Consider the following 15,660-nt stretch of genomic DNA (forward strand, 5'->3'; position numbering starts at 1 on the left):
CCCGCAAACAGCACCCCACACGCAAGCGTAACCAGCCTCAGCCAAGGCTTCATTAACATCTGCTTCTCTCCTTTACTCCGTAATGATGTTGTTGTTTATCAGGAACGTTGAACAAGTCCTTGCAAAAGGACGCTGCAGAGTAAAATCGGGATAACCGGAAGACGCAAGAAATGCTGTAATCCCGTGAAATTATTCAATGTTCCCCGGATATCTGCATTACCGCATCCATATTGAATACGGCCTCCCCTGCACATATCCGCTGCGCTGGAAAACCCGCGTAACCGGGTCAGACCAAAACAGCGCGTAGCCTAACCGGACCCACATCCCATGTCAAGAAAATTGAGATCAGACCACGAACCTGAATATGACAACTGCAAGTCCTCCCAGCAGCAGGATACAAACAGTAAGCAGCATTTTCACACGAACCCGAAAAACCTCGATCGCTTCGACCATCAGGGCGTTCTGCTCAGCAAGCGATTTTATCAATTCGGCGGAAGACCTCTGCTCATCACTCAACTCGATGAGTTTCGCCTCCAGGAAACGAACACGTTTGTCCAGGCTGCCCGAGGAATCTCCTGTCTGCCAATCTGCCGAGAAATCGGCTGTCTCCTTCTTTGTGGCAGAAAAAAGGTGCTTGGCCGCCTTTACGATATGCGGTGCGGATTCCACCACATTCCCCCAAGGAATGATTTTTAACGCTGTCATCCAGATTGACATATCCAAGCCTCCACGTTCGTTCGTCGCCATTAAAAAGTGTGTGGCGAAATCTCCTGCGCGCTTACATTCTGGCCAAGACCTTTGCGACTGTCTCCCCTATGGCCGAAGGGGTGGGGGAAATAGTGACGCCCAGCTCTTTCAAGATGGCAACTTTTTCCGCAGCACTTTCACCCGCTGCGGAGATAATCGCACCCGCATGTCCCATGCGGCGGCCTTCTGGCGCTGTCAGGCCTGCAATATACGCCACGAGTGGTTTACTCATGTGGTCTCTGGAGAAAATGCCTGCCTCGACTTCCTGAGGCCCTCCAATTTCTCCAATCATGACCACTACTTTTGTTTCCGGGTCCTCTTCGAATCTCTCTAGAATATCGCGATGCGAACTGCCAATAATCGGGTCCCCGCCAATACCAACCGATGTCGATATGCCGATGCCCAGCGTCCGCATTTGATCCGCGGCTTCGTACCCCAGCGTTCCGGAACGGCCAACGACGCCCACATCTCCCTGCATGTAGATATGGCCCGGCATGATTCCCAGTATCGACCTGCCTGGGCTGATCGTACCAGCACAATTCGGGCCGGTAAGCACCATGCGTTCTTCGATAGGAAAGCGGCGTAAAAAGTTCTTGACCGTCATCATATCCTGCGTAGGAATACCATCAGTAATGGCAACGCAGTATTTGATGCCTGCGTCGGCTGCTTCCATGATTGAATCCGCCGCAAATGCCGGAGGCACAAACACGATGCTTGCATTCGCACCGACTTGCTGAACAGCCTCTTTCACCGTATTGAAAACCGGTCTCCCCAGATGCTGCTGCCCCCCTTTGCCAGGGGTTACGCCGCCGACAATGTTGGAACCGTAATTGATCATATCCTGTGCATGAAAAGTACCGATCTTGCCGGTGAAGCCCTGAACTATGATCCGTGTGCTCTCATCAATTAAAATCGCCATTTATATCCCTTTGCACTCTTCTGCAACCGCGCCATTGCGCGCCTGGACAACCTTCTCGGCCGCCTCCGCCAGCGTTCCCGCTGTGATGATCGACAAGCCGCTTTCAGCAATGATCCGCTGGCCCTCCTCGACATTGGTACCGGACAAGCGCACCACCAGCGGTATTTTCATATCGATATTTCTTACCGCCTGCACGACGCCTTGCGCAATCCAGTCGCAGCGGTTAATACCTGCAAAGATATTGACCAGCATCGCCTTGACTCCTTTATCAGCCAGCACCAGGCGAAATGCCTTTTCCGTACGTTCAGCCGACGCGCCACCTCCCACGTCAAGGAAATTTGCCGGCTCCCCGCCCGCGAGCTTGATCATATCCATCGTTGCCATGGCGAGTCCGGCACCGTTTATCATGCATCCGATATCACCGTTCAATCCGATGTAGCTCAACCCATGATCGGAGGCTGCCATCTCCCGAGGATCGGCTTGTGTTTTATCACGCAGTTCGGCAACCTCGTGCCGGCGAAACAAGGCGTTTTCGTCGAAGCTCATTTTCGCGTCAAGAGCAATGAGTTCACCGCTCCCGGTGATCACAAGGGGGTTGATTTCCACCATGTTTGCATCCAGATCACGCAAGGCGCGATAGCAGCCCCGGATGGTTTTAACGGCATGAGGCAGTTGTGCCGCTTCCATGCCCAGTGCAAAAGCCATCTCTCTCGCCTGAAAATCCTGCAACCCAACTGCGGGTTCGATAAAAATCTTCTTGATGGCATGGGGATTTGTGTGAGCCAGCTCCTCGATTTCCATTCCACCCTGCCCCGAGCCTATCATGACGATACGCTCCGAACTTCTGTCTATTAGAAAGCAGAGATACATCTCCCTGGCAATGTGCGTGCCCGCTTCCACATATACTCGTGTACACACCTTTCCCACAGATCCGGTCTGACGAGTCACCAGAATCTTTCCCAGCAACTCCTCAGCGGCCTCCCGGACTTCGTCATGAGTCCTGCATACCTTGATGCCCCCCGCCTTGCCGCGTCCTCCCGAATGGATCTGCGCCTTCACCACCCATACATTGCCATCGATTTCCCTGGCACGCTGCACACTTTCTTCTATCGTATATGCCAATCCCCCTTCCGCTGTCTTGACCCCATACCTCATTAAAATTTCTTTTGCCTGATACTCATGTATATCCAATGCGTCACCTTATTTATCAACAATAATTTTCACTATTTTCCGAGGTCACGGCTCTCGCAATCCAGGAAGCTTCATGGATTCCTTGAATTGCTCAAGCACAAAGCGAACCTGCCTGATGGAAACGGCGTCACACTTCACAGTAATGTATCCGTCAACCTGAGTATCCCCACCGGCAGGATCAGGAGAAAAAGAAAGACCGCTCGATGCGGTCGGAAGTACGCTATGTCGCGGTTGCGCCTATCGCCTCTGCCATTTTTACCACGTTATTGGCCATTCTTGCCGATGCGGCATCGATCAGGCGCCCATCCAGTGCAGCCGCCCCTTTCCCTTGAGCTGCCGCCTCCTGCAATGCCGCGAGGATACGTTGTGCTTTTTCAACTTCGGATGGAGGTGGGGTGAAAACCTCATTGGCAAGATCGATTTGCGACGGATGGATAGCCCATTTACCTTCACAGCCCAAAGCGGCAGCTCGTCTTGCCGCCGCTTTATAGCCTTCCGGATCCTTGATATCGCCAAAAGGACCGTCTATCGGCCTCAAGCCATAAGCACGACAGGCGACAGTCATCCGACTGATGGCAGCGTGCCACTGGTCTCCCGGATAATCGGGATTGAGACCGCCGATGTTTGTCGTTCTGGCGCGATTGCTGGCGGCGTAATCCGCTACGCCGAAATGGAGCGCCTCAAGCCGCCCGCGCACGCCATTGCGGGCAATGTCTTCCACATTCGCCATACCCAAGGCCGTTTCAATCAATGCTTCAATGCCTATCCGGTTTTTCAGTCCCTGCTGCATCTCCAGCTGGTTGAGCATGGCTTCAACCATATAGACATCCGAATATATCCCCACCTTCGGGATCAGTATGGTATCCAGCTTGTGACCTGCTTTTTCGACCACGTCAACCACATCACGAACCATGAACTGGGTATCCAGACCGTTTATCCGTACCGAAACAGTCACCCCGTGACCTCTCCAGTCCAGGTCATTGAGCGCCTCGATAACGTTTTTTCGTGCAGTCAGCTTGTCATCCGGGGCAACGGCGTCTTCGAGATCGAGAAAAACAAAATCCACACCGCTTTTCAGGGCTTTCTCGAACATGCCAGGGTTCGAACCGGGAACAGCCAGTTCGCATCGTTGCACACGAATGACAGAGGCTTCATATAGTGTATGGCTCATTTGCTCCTTCCTGATTGAGTTATTTAATTTTGGAGACGGGATTGGGAGGGGAACTGGCGTGGCCCGGATTGCTGGAGCGCATCCTGGCTCAGTTCTGCTTATCGTTGTGATAAATAACGCACTATTTTACTTTTGAAGAAGATAATGTTCAATTTAACTTTTGTGAAGAGATCGGAATCAGGATCAAACAGTGGAAAAAGCGCCCCCCTTGCGCGCGGGGCCCCAGTACACGTGTCATTGGGCGGATACTACCGTTTCTGGTATTTGGAAACGGCTTGGTTATGGTCAGACAGATTGCTGGAAAAATGGGACTCTCCGTTCCCCTTTGCAACAAAATACAGAGCATCGGTCGTTGCGGGATTGAGCGCGGCGCGGATTGAAGCCAAACCAGGCAAGGCAATGGGAGTTGGCGGCAGGCCAGGACGTGTGTAAGTATTATATTCCTGGTCGCTCAAGAGATCTTTTTTACGCAGGTTGCCATCGAATTTATCGCCCAGACCATAAATGACTACCGGATCTGTCTGTAGCAACATGCGTGACCGCAAGCGGTTGATAAACACGGCGGCGACCATTCTGCGATCATCCTCCCGACCTGTTTCCTTTTCAATGATCGATGCCAGGATCAGGGCCTCGTACGGATCTTTCAGAGGAAGGTTTACTGCCCGCTGTGCCCAGGCGATATCCATGTGGTTGTGCATGGCGCGGTAAGCGCGTTTTAATACTGCCACATCGCTGCTCCCACGCGCAAAGAAATAGGTATCCGGAAAAAACAATCCCTCTGCCGCAGCCTCGGTTGCTCCGATCAGCCGCAGAATCTCCCCGTTGCTCAGGTGAGTGGTCTGGTGGCGGAGAGCGGGATGCTCATCCAGCATTCGCCTGAGCTGGGAAAAAGTCCAGCCCTCGATGAATCTGATTTCACTCTGGCTGCTATCACCCCTGGTTATTCGCTGTAGCAACTGAAATGGCGAAATGCTCGCAGTAATCTCATAGTCTCCCGCCTTGAGTGATGTAGCGACACCCATCAAGCGTGACAACAGGACAAAAGACCAGGCATCAGGCAAAACACCGGCATTCGCCAGTTGACTGGCGATGGTTTTTACACTGCTGCCTTGCTCGATCGAAAACTCATAAGGAACAATGGGAAGCTCAACGGGTTTGCTGACCCTATACCCCACCCATGCGGAAAAGAGCGCCGTTCCCAGAAAAACGACGCGGATGAAGCGCTTCAGTAGTTTCGCCACAAAGCAGAAATCAGGTTCTTCGGAAAATCAAGGTGCCATTCGTACCGCCAAAACCAAATGAGTTCGACATTGCCACATCGATCTTCATTTCTCGCGCATGGTTGGGAACATAATCCAGATCGCACTCCGGATCCTGATTGAAAATATTGATCGTGGGAGGTGAAACCTGGTGGTGTACGGCCAGCGCGCTGAATATTGCTTCTACCCCGCCTGCTGCGCCGAGCAGATGACCCGTCATGGATTTTGTAGAATTCACCACGAGCTGCTTTGCATGCTCTCCAAAGCATCGCTTTACTGCAACGGTTTCTGCAACATCTCCTAGCGGCGTCGATGTGCCGTGGGCATTGATGTAGTCGACGTCATCCGCGTTCAGCTTGGCATTTCGGAGCGCATTCGTCATGCAACGCGCGGCGCCCTCTCCGTCTTCAGAGGGTGCGGTCATGTGGTACGCATCGGCGCTCATGCCAAAACCGGCAAGCTCAGCATAAATCCTGGCTCCGCGACGCATGGCATGCTCCATCTCTTCCAGCACCAGAACACCAGCCCCCTCGCCCAGGACGAAACCATCGCGGCCCTTATCCCACGGCCGACTGGCAGTGGCAGGGTCGTCATTGCGGGTGGAAAGGGCTCGCGCTGCCGCAAATCCACCTATTGCAAGGGGTGTTACGCAGGATTCGGCTCCACCCGCGATCATTACATCCACATCGCCATATTCTATCAGCCGGGCTGAATCCCCCACACAGTGGGTAGCGGTGGTGCAAGCGGTAACAATGGCCAGATTCGGCCCTTGAAAACCATACATGATGGACAGATTACCTGCGATCATGTTGATGATGGTGCTGGGAATGAAAAATGGGGAAATCTTGCGCACACCACCGGCGTGATAGGCGTCGTACGTTCCCTCGATCATGGACAGCCCCCCAATCCCGGAGCCGATATTGACGCCGATTCGTTCAGGATCGAGATTGCTGGCAGCCATGTCTTCAATACCCGCATCCTTTACCGCCTGAATTCCTGCAGCCATGCCGTAATGAATGAATACATCCATTCGACGCGCGTCCTTGGCGGTAAGATAATTCGTGATATCAAAACCTTTGACTTCTCCGGCTATCTGAGAAGCGAATGCGGAAGAGTCGAAACGGTTGATTCGAGTAACCCCGGATTTCCCGGCAAGAATATTGGCCCAGGCATCTGAAACCGAATTACCGACTGGCGAAATTATGCCTAGTCCGGTGATCACTACCCTACGTTTCGACAAAATGACTCCGATATGGATTTACTGGAAACAAAATCAGTTGCTGTGAGAATTGATATAGTCGATTGCCTGTTGAACAGTATTTATTTTCTCAGCCTGTTCGTCAGGAATTTCGCACTCGAACTCCTCTTCCAGCGCCATCACAAGCTCCACCGTATCAAGCGAATCGGCGCCCAGATCATCCACAAAGGAAGATTCGTTTTTGACATCAGCCTCGTTCACGCCCAACTGCTCCGCTACAATTTTTTTTATACGTTGTTCCACGTTTTCCATCTAGGTAACCTCTCTCCGTAAGAAAAAACGCCGCCATTCTAGCAAGTTTTCCATATTAGTAAAATCGACACATTCCAGACCGAATACACCGGACACCAAAACCCCATCTCCCATTCTGACAGCCATACAGTCACATGGCGCGACTGGATGAGGCGGAATCCATCTTTGGCGCGCCGTTCCCATTGCTAATCCATATACATTCCGCCGTTCACGTGAAGGGTGGCGCCCGTTATGTATGCGGCAGCGGGTGAGGCAATAAAAGCCACTGCTGTCGCCACATCCTCGGGGCATCCAAGCCTTCCGACTGGAATCTGCTGAAATAATACCTGCTGTTGTTTTTCTGTAAGGGATTGAGTCATGTCTGTTGCAATGAACCCGGGCGCGATGCAATTGACCGTGATATTGCGACTCGCCACTTCCCGGGCAAGGGACTTGCTGAAACCGAATATTCCGGCCTTTGCAGCGGCATAATTGGCCTGGCCGATATTTCCGGTAGCCCCGACTATCGAGGAAATATTGATTATGCGCCCGTAACGCACTCTCATCATTGACCTCAGCACGGCGCGGCTCAAGCGAAACACCGATTTGAGATCCGTTTCCATGATCTCATCCCATTCCTCATCCTTCATGCGGAGAAGCAGGTTGTCGCGGGTGATGCCGGCATTGTTCACCAGGATTGCGATCTCGCCGAATTCCTCTTGTACTGTCTTGATAACGCTTTCGACCTGTGCGGGGTTATTCACGTTCAATGCCATCCCCGTTCCCCTGAAGCCTGCCTCTTTCAGGAAGTGATCGATATTTCGGGCGCCATCCTCTGTTGTCGCTGTACCGATAACGGTAACCCCCTGTCTACCGAGTTCAAGGGCAATGGCTTGCCCGATTCCCCGACTGGCGCCGGTTACAAGTGCTGTCTGATTTTGCGGCATGATCTTCCAATACGTCGTTCAATGATGAGCAATGCGGCCACGCTGGATATGTCCGCTTGACCTTTATCCTGCCAAAGCCGCCGCATGGCCAAGCGCCGCATCGTCGCTCAATGCGAGGCTCTGCAAATTTGCATCTATACGTTTATTGAGTCCGGACAGAACCTTGCCCGGCCCGCATTCCACCACGTGATGGATGCCAGCGCCAGAAATAAAACGGATGATCTCCGTCCAGCGGACAGGATTGAACAACTGCCGGACCAGAATTTCCTTGATGCTCTCAGCATCCTCGTGCTGTTCTACATCCGCATTATGCAATAGTGGGATCTTGGGTGAACGAAGCGTGACTTGCGCCAGTTGCTGGCGCATTTTTTCCGCTGCGGGTTTCATCAGGGAGCAGTGCGAAGGAATGCTCATGGGCAATATGACGGTCCGCTTTGCGCCTTTAGACCTTGCCGCTTCCATGCCACGAACCACCGCGTCTTTGTGACCCGCAACCACGATCTGTCCGGGTGAATTGAAATTTGCCGGTTCCAGCGATTCCCCATCCGATGCTTCTGTAACCTCCCGGCAGATCGAGCGTACAATGTCATCATCGAGTCCGAGAATCGCCGCCATCGCGCCCACTCCTTCAGGCACAGCCTGCTGCATTATCTCCGCGCGGAAGCGTACCAACGGCAAGGCGTCAGCAAAAGACAATGCCTCGGACGCTACCAGCGCTGTATATTCCCCGAGACTGTGCCCCGCCATGAAGGCCGGCCTGACTTTGCCCAGGGTCTGCCACGCCCGGTAAACCGCTACTCCGGCAGTCAGCATCAGCGGCTGGGTATTAACGGTCAGATTGAGGGTTTCGGCCGGACCGTCGCACACCATCCCCCACAAATCCTGCTTCAACACATCGGATGCTTCAGCAAAAGTCTGCCGTACCACTGGAAAACTGCCGTATCCGGCCATCATCCCTATGGACTGAGACCCCTGTCCCGGGAAAACACATGCAAATTTAACCTGTACGCTCATCAGTATCAGTACAACCCTTCGACGGTTCCATCTGCGGCAGGCAACGAAAAAACCTTCGAGCCGAGGAAAGAAAAGTTTTTAAAACCCCGCTGGAAAGGGAACTGAAACAAGAACAATTAAAATACGGGAGTCCAGCAGCAGGAACTGGCTTACCAGCGGATTAATGCCGCTCCCCAGGTAAAACCTCCCCCCACGCCTTCCAGAAGCACATGCTGGCCAGATTTGATGCGCCCGTCTCGGACAGCGATATCGATGGCCAATGGAATCGAGGCGGCGGAAGTGTTACCGTGCTTATCCACGGTGGCGACGACCTTATCCATGGAAATGCCGAGTTTTTTTGCGGTCGAAGCAATAATACGGATATTGGCCTGATGCGGAATCAGCCAATCGATATCCGATGACTCCAGGTTGTTTTCAGCCAAAGCCTCGTGTACGACTTCTTCCAGAACCTTTACCGCAAACTTGAAAACCGTATTACCCTCCATCACGACAAAGGGTTTACCTTGCACTTTGCCGCCACAGATGTTAGCCGGTGCGGAAAGAATCTTGCTCTGGCTCCCGTCCGCATGCAAATGCGTTGAAAGGATTCCGGGCTGTTCATCGCCCCTCAACAGCACAGCGCCCGCGCCGTCACCAAACAGTACGCAAGTGTTGCGGTCGCTCCAGTCCAGTATGCGTGAATAGACTTCTGCGCCGACAACCAGCGCCGTCCGGCATTTCCCGGTTCGAATGAACATATCTGCAGTGGCAAGCGCGTAGATAAAACCGCTGCATACCGCCTGTACATCAAATGCTGCGCAATCCCCGATACCGAGCTTATCTTGCAGGATGCATGCCGTGCTGGGAAATATCATGTCGGGCGTGGTGGTGGCGACAATCACCAGTTCGATCTCCCGCGGATCGATCCCACCTGCCTTTATTGCTTCACGGCTCGCATTCAAAGCGAGATCGCTTGCCATTTCCGAGTCGGCGGCGATATGCCGTTGCGCAATGCCGGTACGGGTCCGGATCCACTCGTCGCTCGTGTCGACAATGCGCTCCAGATCATGATTAGTGAGAATTTTATCGGGCAAATAACTGCCGGTTCCAATGACTCTGGCATACTTCATACCGGACTCTCTTCCGCCAACGATTGGGTGTAAGAGGAGGATGACATGGATTGATGCGGTAATTGCGCCACCCGCTCGCTTATATGGCGCAACATTCCGCCCCGTACTTCATCCACGGCGCGCGCAATCGCAAAACCGAATGCCCGCCTGTCAGCCGAACCATGGCTCTTGATGACGATGCCGCGGAGTCCGAGCAGACTAGCCCCGTTGTAGCGCCGGTGATCGACACGGCGCTTGAAGGCTCTGATCACGGGCATGGCGATAAGCCCCGCAAGTTTAGTGAGAAGGTTCCGCCTGAATTCTTCGCGCAGGTAATGCGAGAGCATTTGCGCTACGCCTTCCGAGGTTTTCAGCGCAACATTGCCGACGAAGCCATCGCACACAACCACATCGGTCGTTCCTTTATAGATGTCGTTTCCCTCGATATTTCCGTAGAAATTAAGCCCACTGTCACGTAGCAGTTCCGCCGCGCGCTTCACCACATCATTTCCTTTGATCTCTTCCTCGCCGATATTCAACAAACCGATGCTCGGTTTTTCCTTGTTCTCGATACTCGAGACCAAGGTGGCGCCCATCACACCGAATTGAAGCAGATGCTCCGCAGTGCAATCCACGTTTGCGCCGAGATCAAGCACATAGGTGTGCCCTTTCATGGTGGGCAATACCACCGCAAGAGCCGGCCGATCGATACCCGGGAGCGTCTTCAACACAAACCGGGAAGTCGCTAACAATGCTCCGGTGTTACCGGCGCTGATGCAGGCCTGAGCTTCACCGCTCTTGACCAGGTCGAGCGCAACGCGCATCGAAGAATTTTTTTTACCCCGCAACGCCGTCGCTGGAGATTCGTCCATGCCGACGACCTCGCTTGCAGCATGAATCCTGAGCCGAGGGTTCTGCGTACACCTCATGGCACGCAGCTCGGATTCGATAACATCGGACAACCCTACCAGAACCACGTCGATCGCAGGGTTGCGCTGGAGATAGTCGACGACTGCGGGAACCGTCACATGAGGGCCGTGATCGCCGCCCATGCAGTCTACAGCTACGGTTATAGTCAATTTCTGCCCTTGAGGCCGGAATAAACTTCGGACCGAAAAATCAACGGGCGAAATTCAATCTTCTTTTGTTTTGACGACCTTTTTGCCGCGATAATAGCCGGTGGGACTGATGTGATGACGCAAATGCACCTCACCCGTGCCGGAGTCAACCGACAGAGAGGTCGTCCTCAGAAAATCATGCGACCGGTGCATGCCCCGCTTGGAGGGGGACTTCTTGTTTTGTTGCACTGCCATAAATTCAACTCCTCAATAAATTCAATGCGTTTTTTTCAGTGCCGCCAGAGCGGCAAAGGGAGATACTTCCCTTATTGCCTTCCCCTCCTCCCGTCCGCCAGACGTGCATTCGCTCTGTTCGTGGCGTGGAGATACGGGCAGACCCAGAATGATTTCATCCTCGATAAGCGCCAGAACATCCATGTCGGGCTGAGCCAGAATGCAGTCCACGTACTTGTCCTCATCAAAGCTCTGGAGCTCTTGCTCATTTTGCGCCAGTAGCAACTCTGTATGGATGTCGAGCACATGTTCGAGTTCCTCCAGGCAACGCTGGCATTGGAGGTTTACGACACCTTGAATGTCTACGCGCAAAACTGGCCTTCTGTTTTCATCCAGCGCTCCAATAACCGCATATCCCAACTCACCGGAGTTGTTAACCAGATAATCCTGCAGACGCTGAAATCCGGCAATTGCGATCTTACCACGGCACACTTCTGCCTTACACGCGAAATCCAGGGAATCTATGACGAGCGGGACACCCATAAACATTGCGCTCTTGTCTTCTACCGGCTTCAAAATCTCGCTGCTTTTCTGGAAATACCCCATATTGCGGTTACCCTGACATAGGACATAACTTCTTATATGCTTTATATCCGCAAGTCGCGCCTGATACTCAATTGATGTCGGCGCACACTTGGTATTACAATCCTGGTCAATTTGCAGCGTTACACGGCGCGCATGATATATTTTTTGCCCTTGAGTGTCAAAAAAGCTCCCTCCCCTCCAAAATAATAAACATTGAAAACAAAGCAGATTGCGCAACAGCTTATATTAGGGTCCAGTTCCATTTATCGCCGGGAGCTTCTCCAGCGCCTGCAGATCCCCTTCGACGTCAGTAATCCGGATATCGATGAAACGCCTCTGCCCGGTGAAAGTCCGGACGCTACTGCCGTTCGCCTGGCTGCTGCGAAAACCCGTGCAGTTGCAGCAACTCATCCCGGCGCTTTAATTATTGGCGCCGACCAGGTGGCGGTTTTCGAAGGTATCCAGCTCGGAAAACCACTGAACCATCACAACGCAACCCGGCAGTTGCAGCTTGTCCGTGGAAAAGAAGTTCTGTTTTATACTGCACTTTGCCTTTTCAACAGCGATCAAAGCAACATGCAGGCACGCCTCGTGCCCTCTCGTATCAAATTCCGTCTGTTAAGCGATCATCAGATAGAAAATTATCTCGATAAGGAACAACCGTATCACTGTGCCGGCAGTGCGAAGCTCGAAGGACTGGGGATCGCGCTGATAGAGCATATGGAAAGCGAGGATCCCACTGCATTAATCGGTTTACCGCTCATTGCGCTTGTTGAAATGCTGATGCTTGAAGGTGTCGAGATAGTTTGAGTACAGGAACGCTCTATCTTATCCCTGCACCACTAGGCAACAGCGATATTGGCTGGATAGTGCCTCCCGCGGTTCGTGAATGTATTGCGCGGCTTGATCATTATATTGTCGAGCATCCAAAAACAGCCAGGCAATTCCTGAAACAGGTGGGCTGTGCTCTCCCTTTGCAGCAGATTACCATGCAGGTGTTGGACGAACACACTCACGCCAGGGAATTTGAGAACCTGCTTGCGCCACTGCTCGCGGGAATAGATACAGGATTGTTATCGGAAGCTGGCTGCCCCGCAATAGCCGATCCGGGAGCTGGATTGGTGCGCCTCGCTCACCAGAAGAATATCCAGGTAGTTCCTCTCGTCGGTCCCTCCTCCATTCTTCTCGCGCTGATGTCCTCCGGATTGAATGGCCAGCGCTTTGCGTTTCATGGCTACCTGCCGGTTGAAAATAGCAAGCGTATAAAAAAAATCCTTGAACTGGAAAAGAACTCCATCACCGGCAATCAAACCCAGATATTCATCGAAACGCCTTATCGCAACCAGAAGTTGCTGGAGGCGATCACTGCCGCCTGCCGCGAAGGAACGGCTCTCTGTATCGCATGCAATCTCACCCTTGCAGACGAATTCATCGCAACCAGGACCATCAAGGAGTGGAAGCGCGTCTCGCCCGAACTCAGCAACAAACCTGCTGTCTTTTTGTTGCATGGGGGGCGCCCGAGAGCGTAGTCCGAGGGGCCCGCAAGCGGGATTGGGCAGGGCGCCCCGAAGCGAGGCACGAGGGACCCGTGAAGCGGGATCGGGCAGCGGAGGGGCGCCGCGACCGCGCCCCTATGTCAGGGTGTACGCTTAGGGAAAGCGTATCGTACACAGAGTACTTTTTCCCCGCACGGTCGCCTTGCAGTTTCCCGTTTCGGGGTCGCATCTTCCTTCGGAGCCACTGCTCCACCCGCCACGGTCGCCCCGAGAATAATCTGGCGAAATATCCGGATTAGTGGAATCCCGCACTCGTTCCCAAACCACTCAGCGTTTCCGCCAAGACTCCTCCAAAGCGCTTGGCGAGGCGCTCGGCAACTCCTTCGCGGGTCGTGTAGTCGACAATGTGTTCCGCCTTGATAATTTCCCGCGCCACGTACTCCGCGCTGCCCATTCCGTCAGCAAGCCCCAGTTCGACACTTTTTTGACCTGTCCATACCTTGCCGCTGAATATTTCCGGCTTTTCTTTCAGGCGTTCGCCCCGGCCTTGCTGAACTACCTGAATGAATTGCTCATGGATATCACCCAGCATTTTCTTTGCATATTCCTCCTGCTCGCGATTGTTGGGAGAAAATGGATCGAGAAAGGCCTTGCTTTCCCCTGCCGTGATCAGCCGCCTTTCGATACCAAGCTTTTCCATTGCTTTCGTGAAACCGAACCCGTTTATCAGGACGCCGATGGAACCAATAATACTTGCCTTGTCCACATATATCTTGTCGGCGGCAACTGCTACATAATAGCCCCCTGAAGCGCAGATATCTTCCACGACCGCGTAGAGCGGTATTTCAGGATATTCTGCACGCAGGCGGCGTATCTCATCATTGATGTATCCTGCCTGGACGGGACTTCCCCCAGGACTGTTGATGCGCAGGATCACACCCTGCGTTTTTGCGTCCTTGAATGCCTGCTGCAAACCTGCGGTAATGTTTTCCGCGCTGCTGATGCTGTCGGGAGAGATTACACCGCGCAAATCGACGAGAGCGGTATGCTTGCCGGAAATGGACATACTACTGTCCTCAAACCAGCCAAGACCGAAAAATAGCAGGATAAACAGCCAGATAAAAGTAATAGACTTGAAAAATACCCCCCACTGCCGCGTGCGGCGCTGTTCCTGCAAGGTGGAGAACACCAGCTTTTCCAGCACCTGCCTGTCCCAATCTTCATTTCGATTCTGTGAATCAGACATAATTATTTCGATCCTTCAAGTCAAATAAAGCGCCCTGCCGCAGCGACAGGCCACAAACATAAAACCGCCAAAACTGCTCATTGGCTTCCGCCCCCGGCCACCATACCTGTAGCGATCTCTAGTCAGGAGAACGTCCTTTCCGCCGGAAACTTCGATGGTTTATCGTGGTTATCCATCGCATTCAGAAATTTTTGCAGATCATCCGGCAGCGGCGCTTCGAGACGAAGTTTTTCATGCGTAACGGGATGCGTGAATTCGACCGCCCGGGCATGGAGAAACATGCGCTCCAAACCAGGAACACGCCGGGCAATATCCTTATTCAAGGCAAAATCACCATACTTGTCATCTCCCGCTATAGGAAACCCGAGATAGGCAAGGTGCACGCGAATCTGATGGGTACGCCCGGTTTTCAGTTCAGCCTCCAGCAGGCTGAAGCTCAGCCAAGATTTTCGCAGGATGAAAATAGTATGGGCGCTCATTCCACCTTTTTTTTTATCTGCATCCTTTTCCACTGCTACACGCCGCTCGCCGGCGGGTGTCAGATATTTTCTGAGCGACAGCCTGACACTCTGTCGTGCATTACGCCACCGCCCCTTGACCAGGGTCAGGTAGTGCTTTTCCACCTCTCCAGCACGAAGTTGTTGATGCAACTCTACAAGTGCCGGCCGGTTCTTGGCAAGAAGCAATACGCCGGAAGTTTCCCTGTCCAGTCGATGCACGAGTTCCAGAAACCTCCAGTCAGGATGCTGGGCGCGCAATTGCTCTATCACTCCGAAACTTATGCCGCTTCCTCCATGCACGGCAACTCCGGGAGGCTTGTTGACGGCAATCAGTGCATCATCCTCGAACAAAACCTGGAATGCAATAAAACCCGGTTTGCTCAATTTCTTCGGGGGCGGCGCCGATCTTTCCACCATTCTCACCGGAGGTATGCGAACGGTATCTCCAGACTGGAGATGGTAGTCCGGAGCGGCTCGCTTGCTGTTAATCCGCACCTGCCCGCTGCGCAACAACTGGTAGATGTGACTTTTGGGCACGTTTTTCAAGCGTTTGATTAAAAAATTATCAATACGCTGCCCTTTGCTGTCCTCCCCTATGATTTCCTTCACCGCAGGACTTGGAGGAAATTCTTTGCGTAAATCTTTAACTCTACTTATACTTGTCAAGTCAGGGTTCCAGCCTATCCTTTATCCGGTGCACGAGGTGGTACTGTTGA

Annotated in this window: 18 protein-coding genes; 3 read left to right on the forward strand and 15 right to left on the reverse strand. The window is 53.0% G+C overall.

Going from position 1 to position 15,660, the window contains the following annotated elements; genetic code table 11:
- Positions 1-345: 345 nt before the first annotated feature.
- From C8R21_RS07250 to C8R21_RS07310, 13 genes are all read right to left on the reverse strand, one after another.
- Positions 346-717 (reverse strand): hypothetical protein, encoded by a 372-nt coding sequence (locus tag C8R21_RS07250; protein WP_146162459.1) that lies wholly within the window; start codon positions 715-717, stop codon positions 346-348.
- A 61-nt stretch (positions 718-778) separates the two neighbouring features.
- Positions 779-1,666: a succinate--CoA ligase subunit alpha gene (sucD, locus tag C8R21_RS07255; protein ID WP_074973276.1), complete on the reverse strand. Its 888-nt coding sequence runs from the start codon at positions 1,664-1,666 to the stop codon at positions 779-781.
- Positions 1,667-2,857, reverse strand: coding sequence for a malate--CoA ligase subunit beta (locus C8R21_RS07260; protein ID WP_107762108.1), 1,191 nt, complete (start codon positions 2,855-2,857; stop codon positions 1,667-1,669). It lies immediately after the preceding gene.
- A 220-nt stretch (positions 2,858-3,077) separates the two neighbouring features.
- Positions 3,078-4,028 carry an HpcH/HpaI aldolase/citrate lyase family protein gene (locus tag C8R21_RS07265; protein ID WP_074973280.1) on the reverse strand — a complete coding sequence of 317 codons (951 nt, stop codon included), beginning with the start codon at positions 4,026-4,028 and terminating at the stop codon, positions 3,078-3,080.
- Positions 4,029-4,276: 248 nt separating this feature from the next.
- Entirely contained in the window at positions 4,277-5,269 is a 993-nt protein-coding gene (gene mltG / locus C8R21_RS07270) for an endolytic transglycosylase MltG (RefSeq protein WP_107762109.1), read from the reverse strand.
- A gap of 10 nt (positions 5,270-5,279) precedes the next feature.
- Complete coding sequence (gene fabF / locus C8R21_RS07275; protein ID WP_107762110.1) at positions 5,280-6,527, reverse strand: beta-ketoacyl-ACP synthase II; 1,248 nt, start codon at positions 6,525-6,527, stop codon at positions 5,280-5,282.
- Between the two features lie 33 nt (positions 6,528-6,560).
- Entirely contained in the window at positions 6,561-6,797 is a 237-nt protein-coding gene (gene acpP, locus C8R21_RS07280) for an acyl carrier protein (RefSeq protein ID WP_074973287.1), read from the reverse strand.
- 185 nt (positions 6,798-6,982) lie between these two features.
- On the reverse strand, positions 6,983-7,723 hold the full coding sequence (gene fabG, locus C8R21_RS07285; protein ID WP_074973289.1) for a 3-oxoacyl-ACP reductase FabG: 741 nt from the start codon (positions 7,721-7,723) through the stop codon (positions 6,983-6,985).
- A 63-nt stretch (positions 7,724-7,786) separates the two neighbouring features.
- On the reverse strand, positions 7,787-8,737 hold the full coding sequence (fabD, locus tag C8R21_RS07290) for an ACP S-malonyltransferase (protein ID WP_074973291.1): 951 nt from the start codon (positions 8,735-8,737) through the stop codon (positions 7,787-7,789).
- A gap of 149 nt (positions 8,738-8,886) precedes the next feature.
- Positions 8,887-9,846 (reverse strand): beta-ketoacyl-ACP synthase III, encoded by a 960-nt coding sequence (locus C8R21_RS07295; RefSeq protein ID WP_107762112.1) that lies wholly within the window; start codon positions 9,844-9,846, stop codon positions 8,887-8,889.
- Positions 9,843-10,904, reverse strand: a complete 1,062-nt coding sequence (gene plsX, locus C8R21_RS07300; RefSeq protein WP_107762113.1) for a phosphate acyltransferase PlsX — start codon at positions 10,902-10,904, stop codon at positions 9,843-9,845. Before plsX ends, C8R21_RS07295 begins: the two co-directional genes overlap by 4 nt.
- A 54-nt stretch (positions 10,905-10,958) precedes the next feature.
- Entirely contained in the window at positions 10,959-11,138 is a 180-nt protein-coding gene (gene rpmF / locus C8R21_RS07305) for a 50S ribosomal protein L32 (protein ID WP_107762114.1), read from the reverse strand.
- A 21-nt stretch (positions 11,139-11,159) separates the two neighbouring features.
- Complete coding sequence (locus C8R21_RS07310) at positions 11,160-11,489, reverse strand: YceD family protein (RefSeq protein ID WP_258192310.1); 330 nt, start codon at positions 11,487-11,489, stop codon at positions 11,160-11,162.
- On the opposite strand from C8R21_RS07310, the gene C8R21_RS16400 reads away from it, so the two are divergent.
- The 3 genes from C8R21_RS16400 to C8R21_RS07320 all read left to right on the forward strand — a co-directional run bounded on the left by C8R21_RS16400 (position 11,409) and on the right by C8R21_RS07320 (position 13,231).
- Entirely contained in the window at positions 11,409-11,744 is a 336-nt protein-coding gene (locus tag C8R21_RS16400; RefSeq protein WP_258192312.1) for a hypothetical protein, read from the forward strand. The two genes, C8R21_RS07310 and C8R21_RS16400, sit on opposite strands and share 81 nt — an antisense overlap.
- Before the next feature lie 171 nt (positions 11,745-11,915).
- Positions 11,916-12,512 carry a Maf family nucleotide pyrophosphatase gene (locus C8R21_RS07315; RefSeq protein ID WP_181258877.1) on the forward strand — a complete coding sequence of 199 codons (597 nt, stop codon included), beginning with the start codon at positions 11,916-11,918 and terminating at the stop codon, positions 12,510-12,512.
- Positions 12,509-13,231: an SAM-dependent methyltransferase gene (locus tag C8R21_RS07320; protein ID WP_107762115.1), complete on the forward strand. Its 723-nt coding sequence runs from the start codon at positions 12,509-12,511 to the stop codon at positions 13,229-13,231. Before C8R21_RS07315 ends, C8R21_RS07320 begins: the two co-directional genes overlap by 4 nt.
- Positions 13,232-13,493: 262 nt before the next feature.
- On the opposite strand, the gene C8R21_RS07325 is transcribed toward C8R21_RS07320, so the two are convergent.
- Positions 13,494-14,444, reverse strand: a complete 951-nt coding sequence (locus C8R21_RS07325) for a S49 family peptidase (RefSeq protein ID WP_107762116.1) — start codon at positions 14,442-14,444, stop codon at positions 13,494-13,496.
- Between the two features lie 122 nt (positions 14,445-14,566).
- Positions 14,567-15,553, reverse strand: coding sequence for an RluA family pseudouridine synthase (locus C8R21_RS07330; protein WP_107762117.1), 987 nt, complete (start codon positions 15,551-15,553; stop codon positions 14,567-14,569).
- Positions 15,554-15,660: the final 107 nt, after the last annotated feature.

Source organism: Nitrosospira multiformis (assembly GCF_003050865.1).
Classification (GTDB): domain Bacteria; phylum Pseudomonadota; class Gammaproteobacteria; order Burkholderiales; family Nitrosomonadaceae; genus Nitrosospira; species Nitrosospira multiformis_E.

Coding starts and splice junctions, on each gene's coding strand:
- C8R21_RS07250 (WP_146162459.1), bottom strand. CDS start 717: ATGTCAATCTGGATGACAGCGTTAAAAATCATTCCTTGGGGGAATGTG.
- sucD (WP_074973276.1), bottom strand. CDS start 1,666: ATGGCGATTTTAATTGATGAGAGCACACGGATCATAGTTCAGGGCTTC.
- C8R21_RS07265 (WP_074973280.1), bottom strand. CDS start 4,028: ATGAGCCATACACTATATGAAGCCTCTGTCATTCGTGTGCAACGATGC.
- acpP (WP_074973287.1), bottom strand. CDS start 6,797: ATGGAAAACGTGGAACAACGTATAAAAAAAATTGTAGCGGAGCAGTTG.
- fabG (WP_074973289.1), bottom strand. CDS start 7,723: ATGCCGCAAAATCAGACAGCACTTGTAACCGGCGCCAGTCGGGGAATC.
- fabD (WP_074973291.1), bottom strand. CDS start 8,737: ATGAGCGTACAGGTTAAATTTGCATGTGTTTTCCCGGGACAGGGGTCT.
- C8R21_RS07295 (WP_107762112.1), bottom strand. CDS start 9,846: ATGAAGTATGCCAGAGTCATTGGAACCGGCAGTTATTTGCCCGATAAA.
- rpmF (WP_107762114.1), bottom strand. CDS start 11,138: ATGGCAGTGCAACAAAACAAGAAGTCCCCCTCCAAGCGGGGCATGCAC.
- C8R21_RS16400 (WP_258192312.1), top strand. CDS start 11,409: ATGGATGTCGAGCACATGTTCGAGTTCCTCCAGGCAACGCTGGCATTG.
- C8R21_RS07325 (WP_107762116.1), bottom strand. CDS start 14,444: ATGTCTGATTCACAGAATCGAAATGAAGATTGGGACAGGCAGGTGCTG.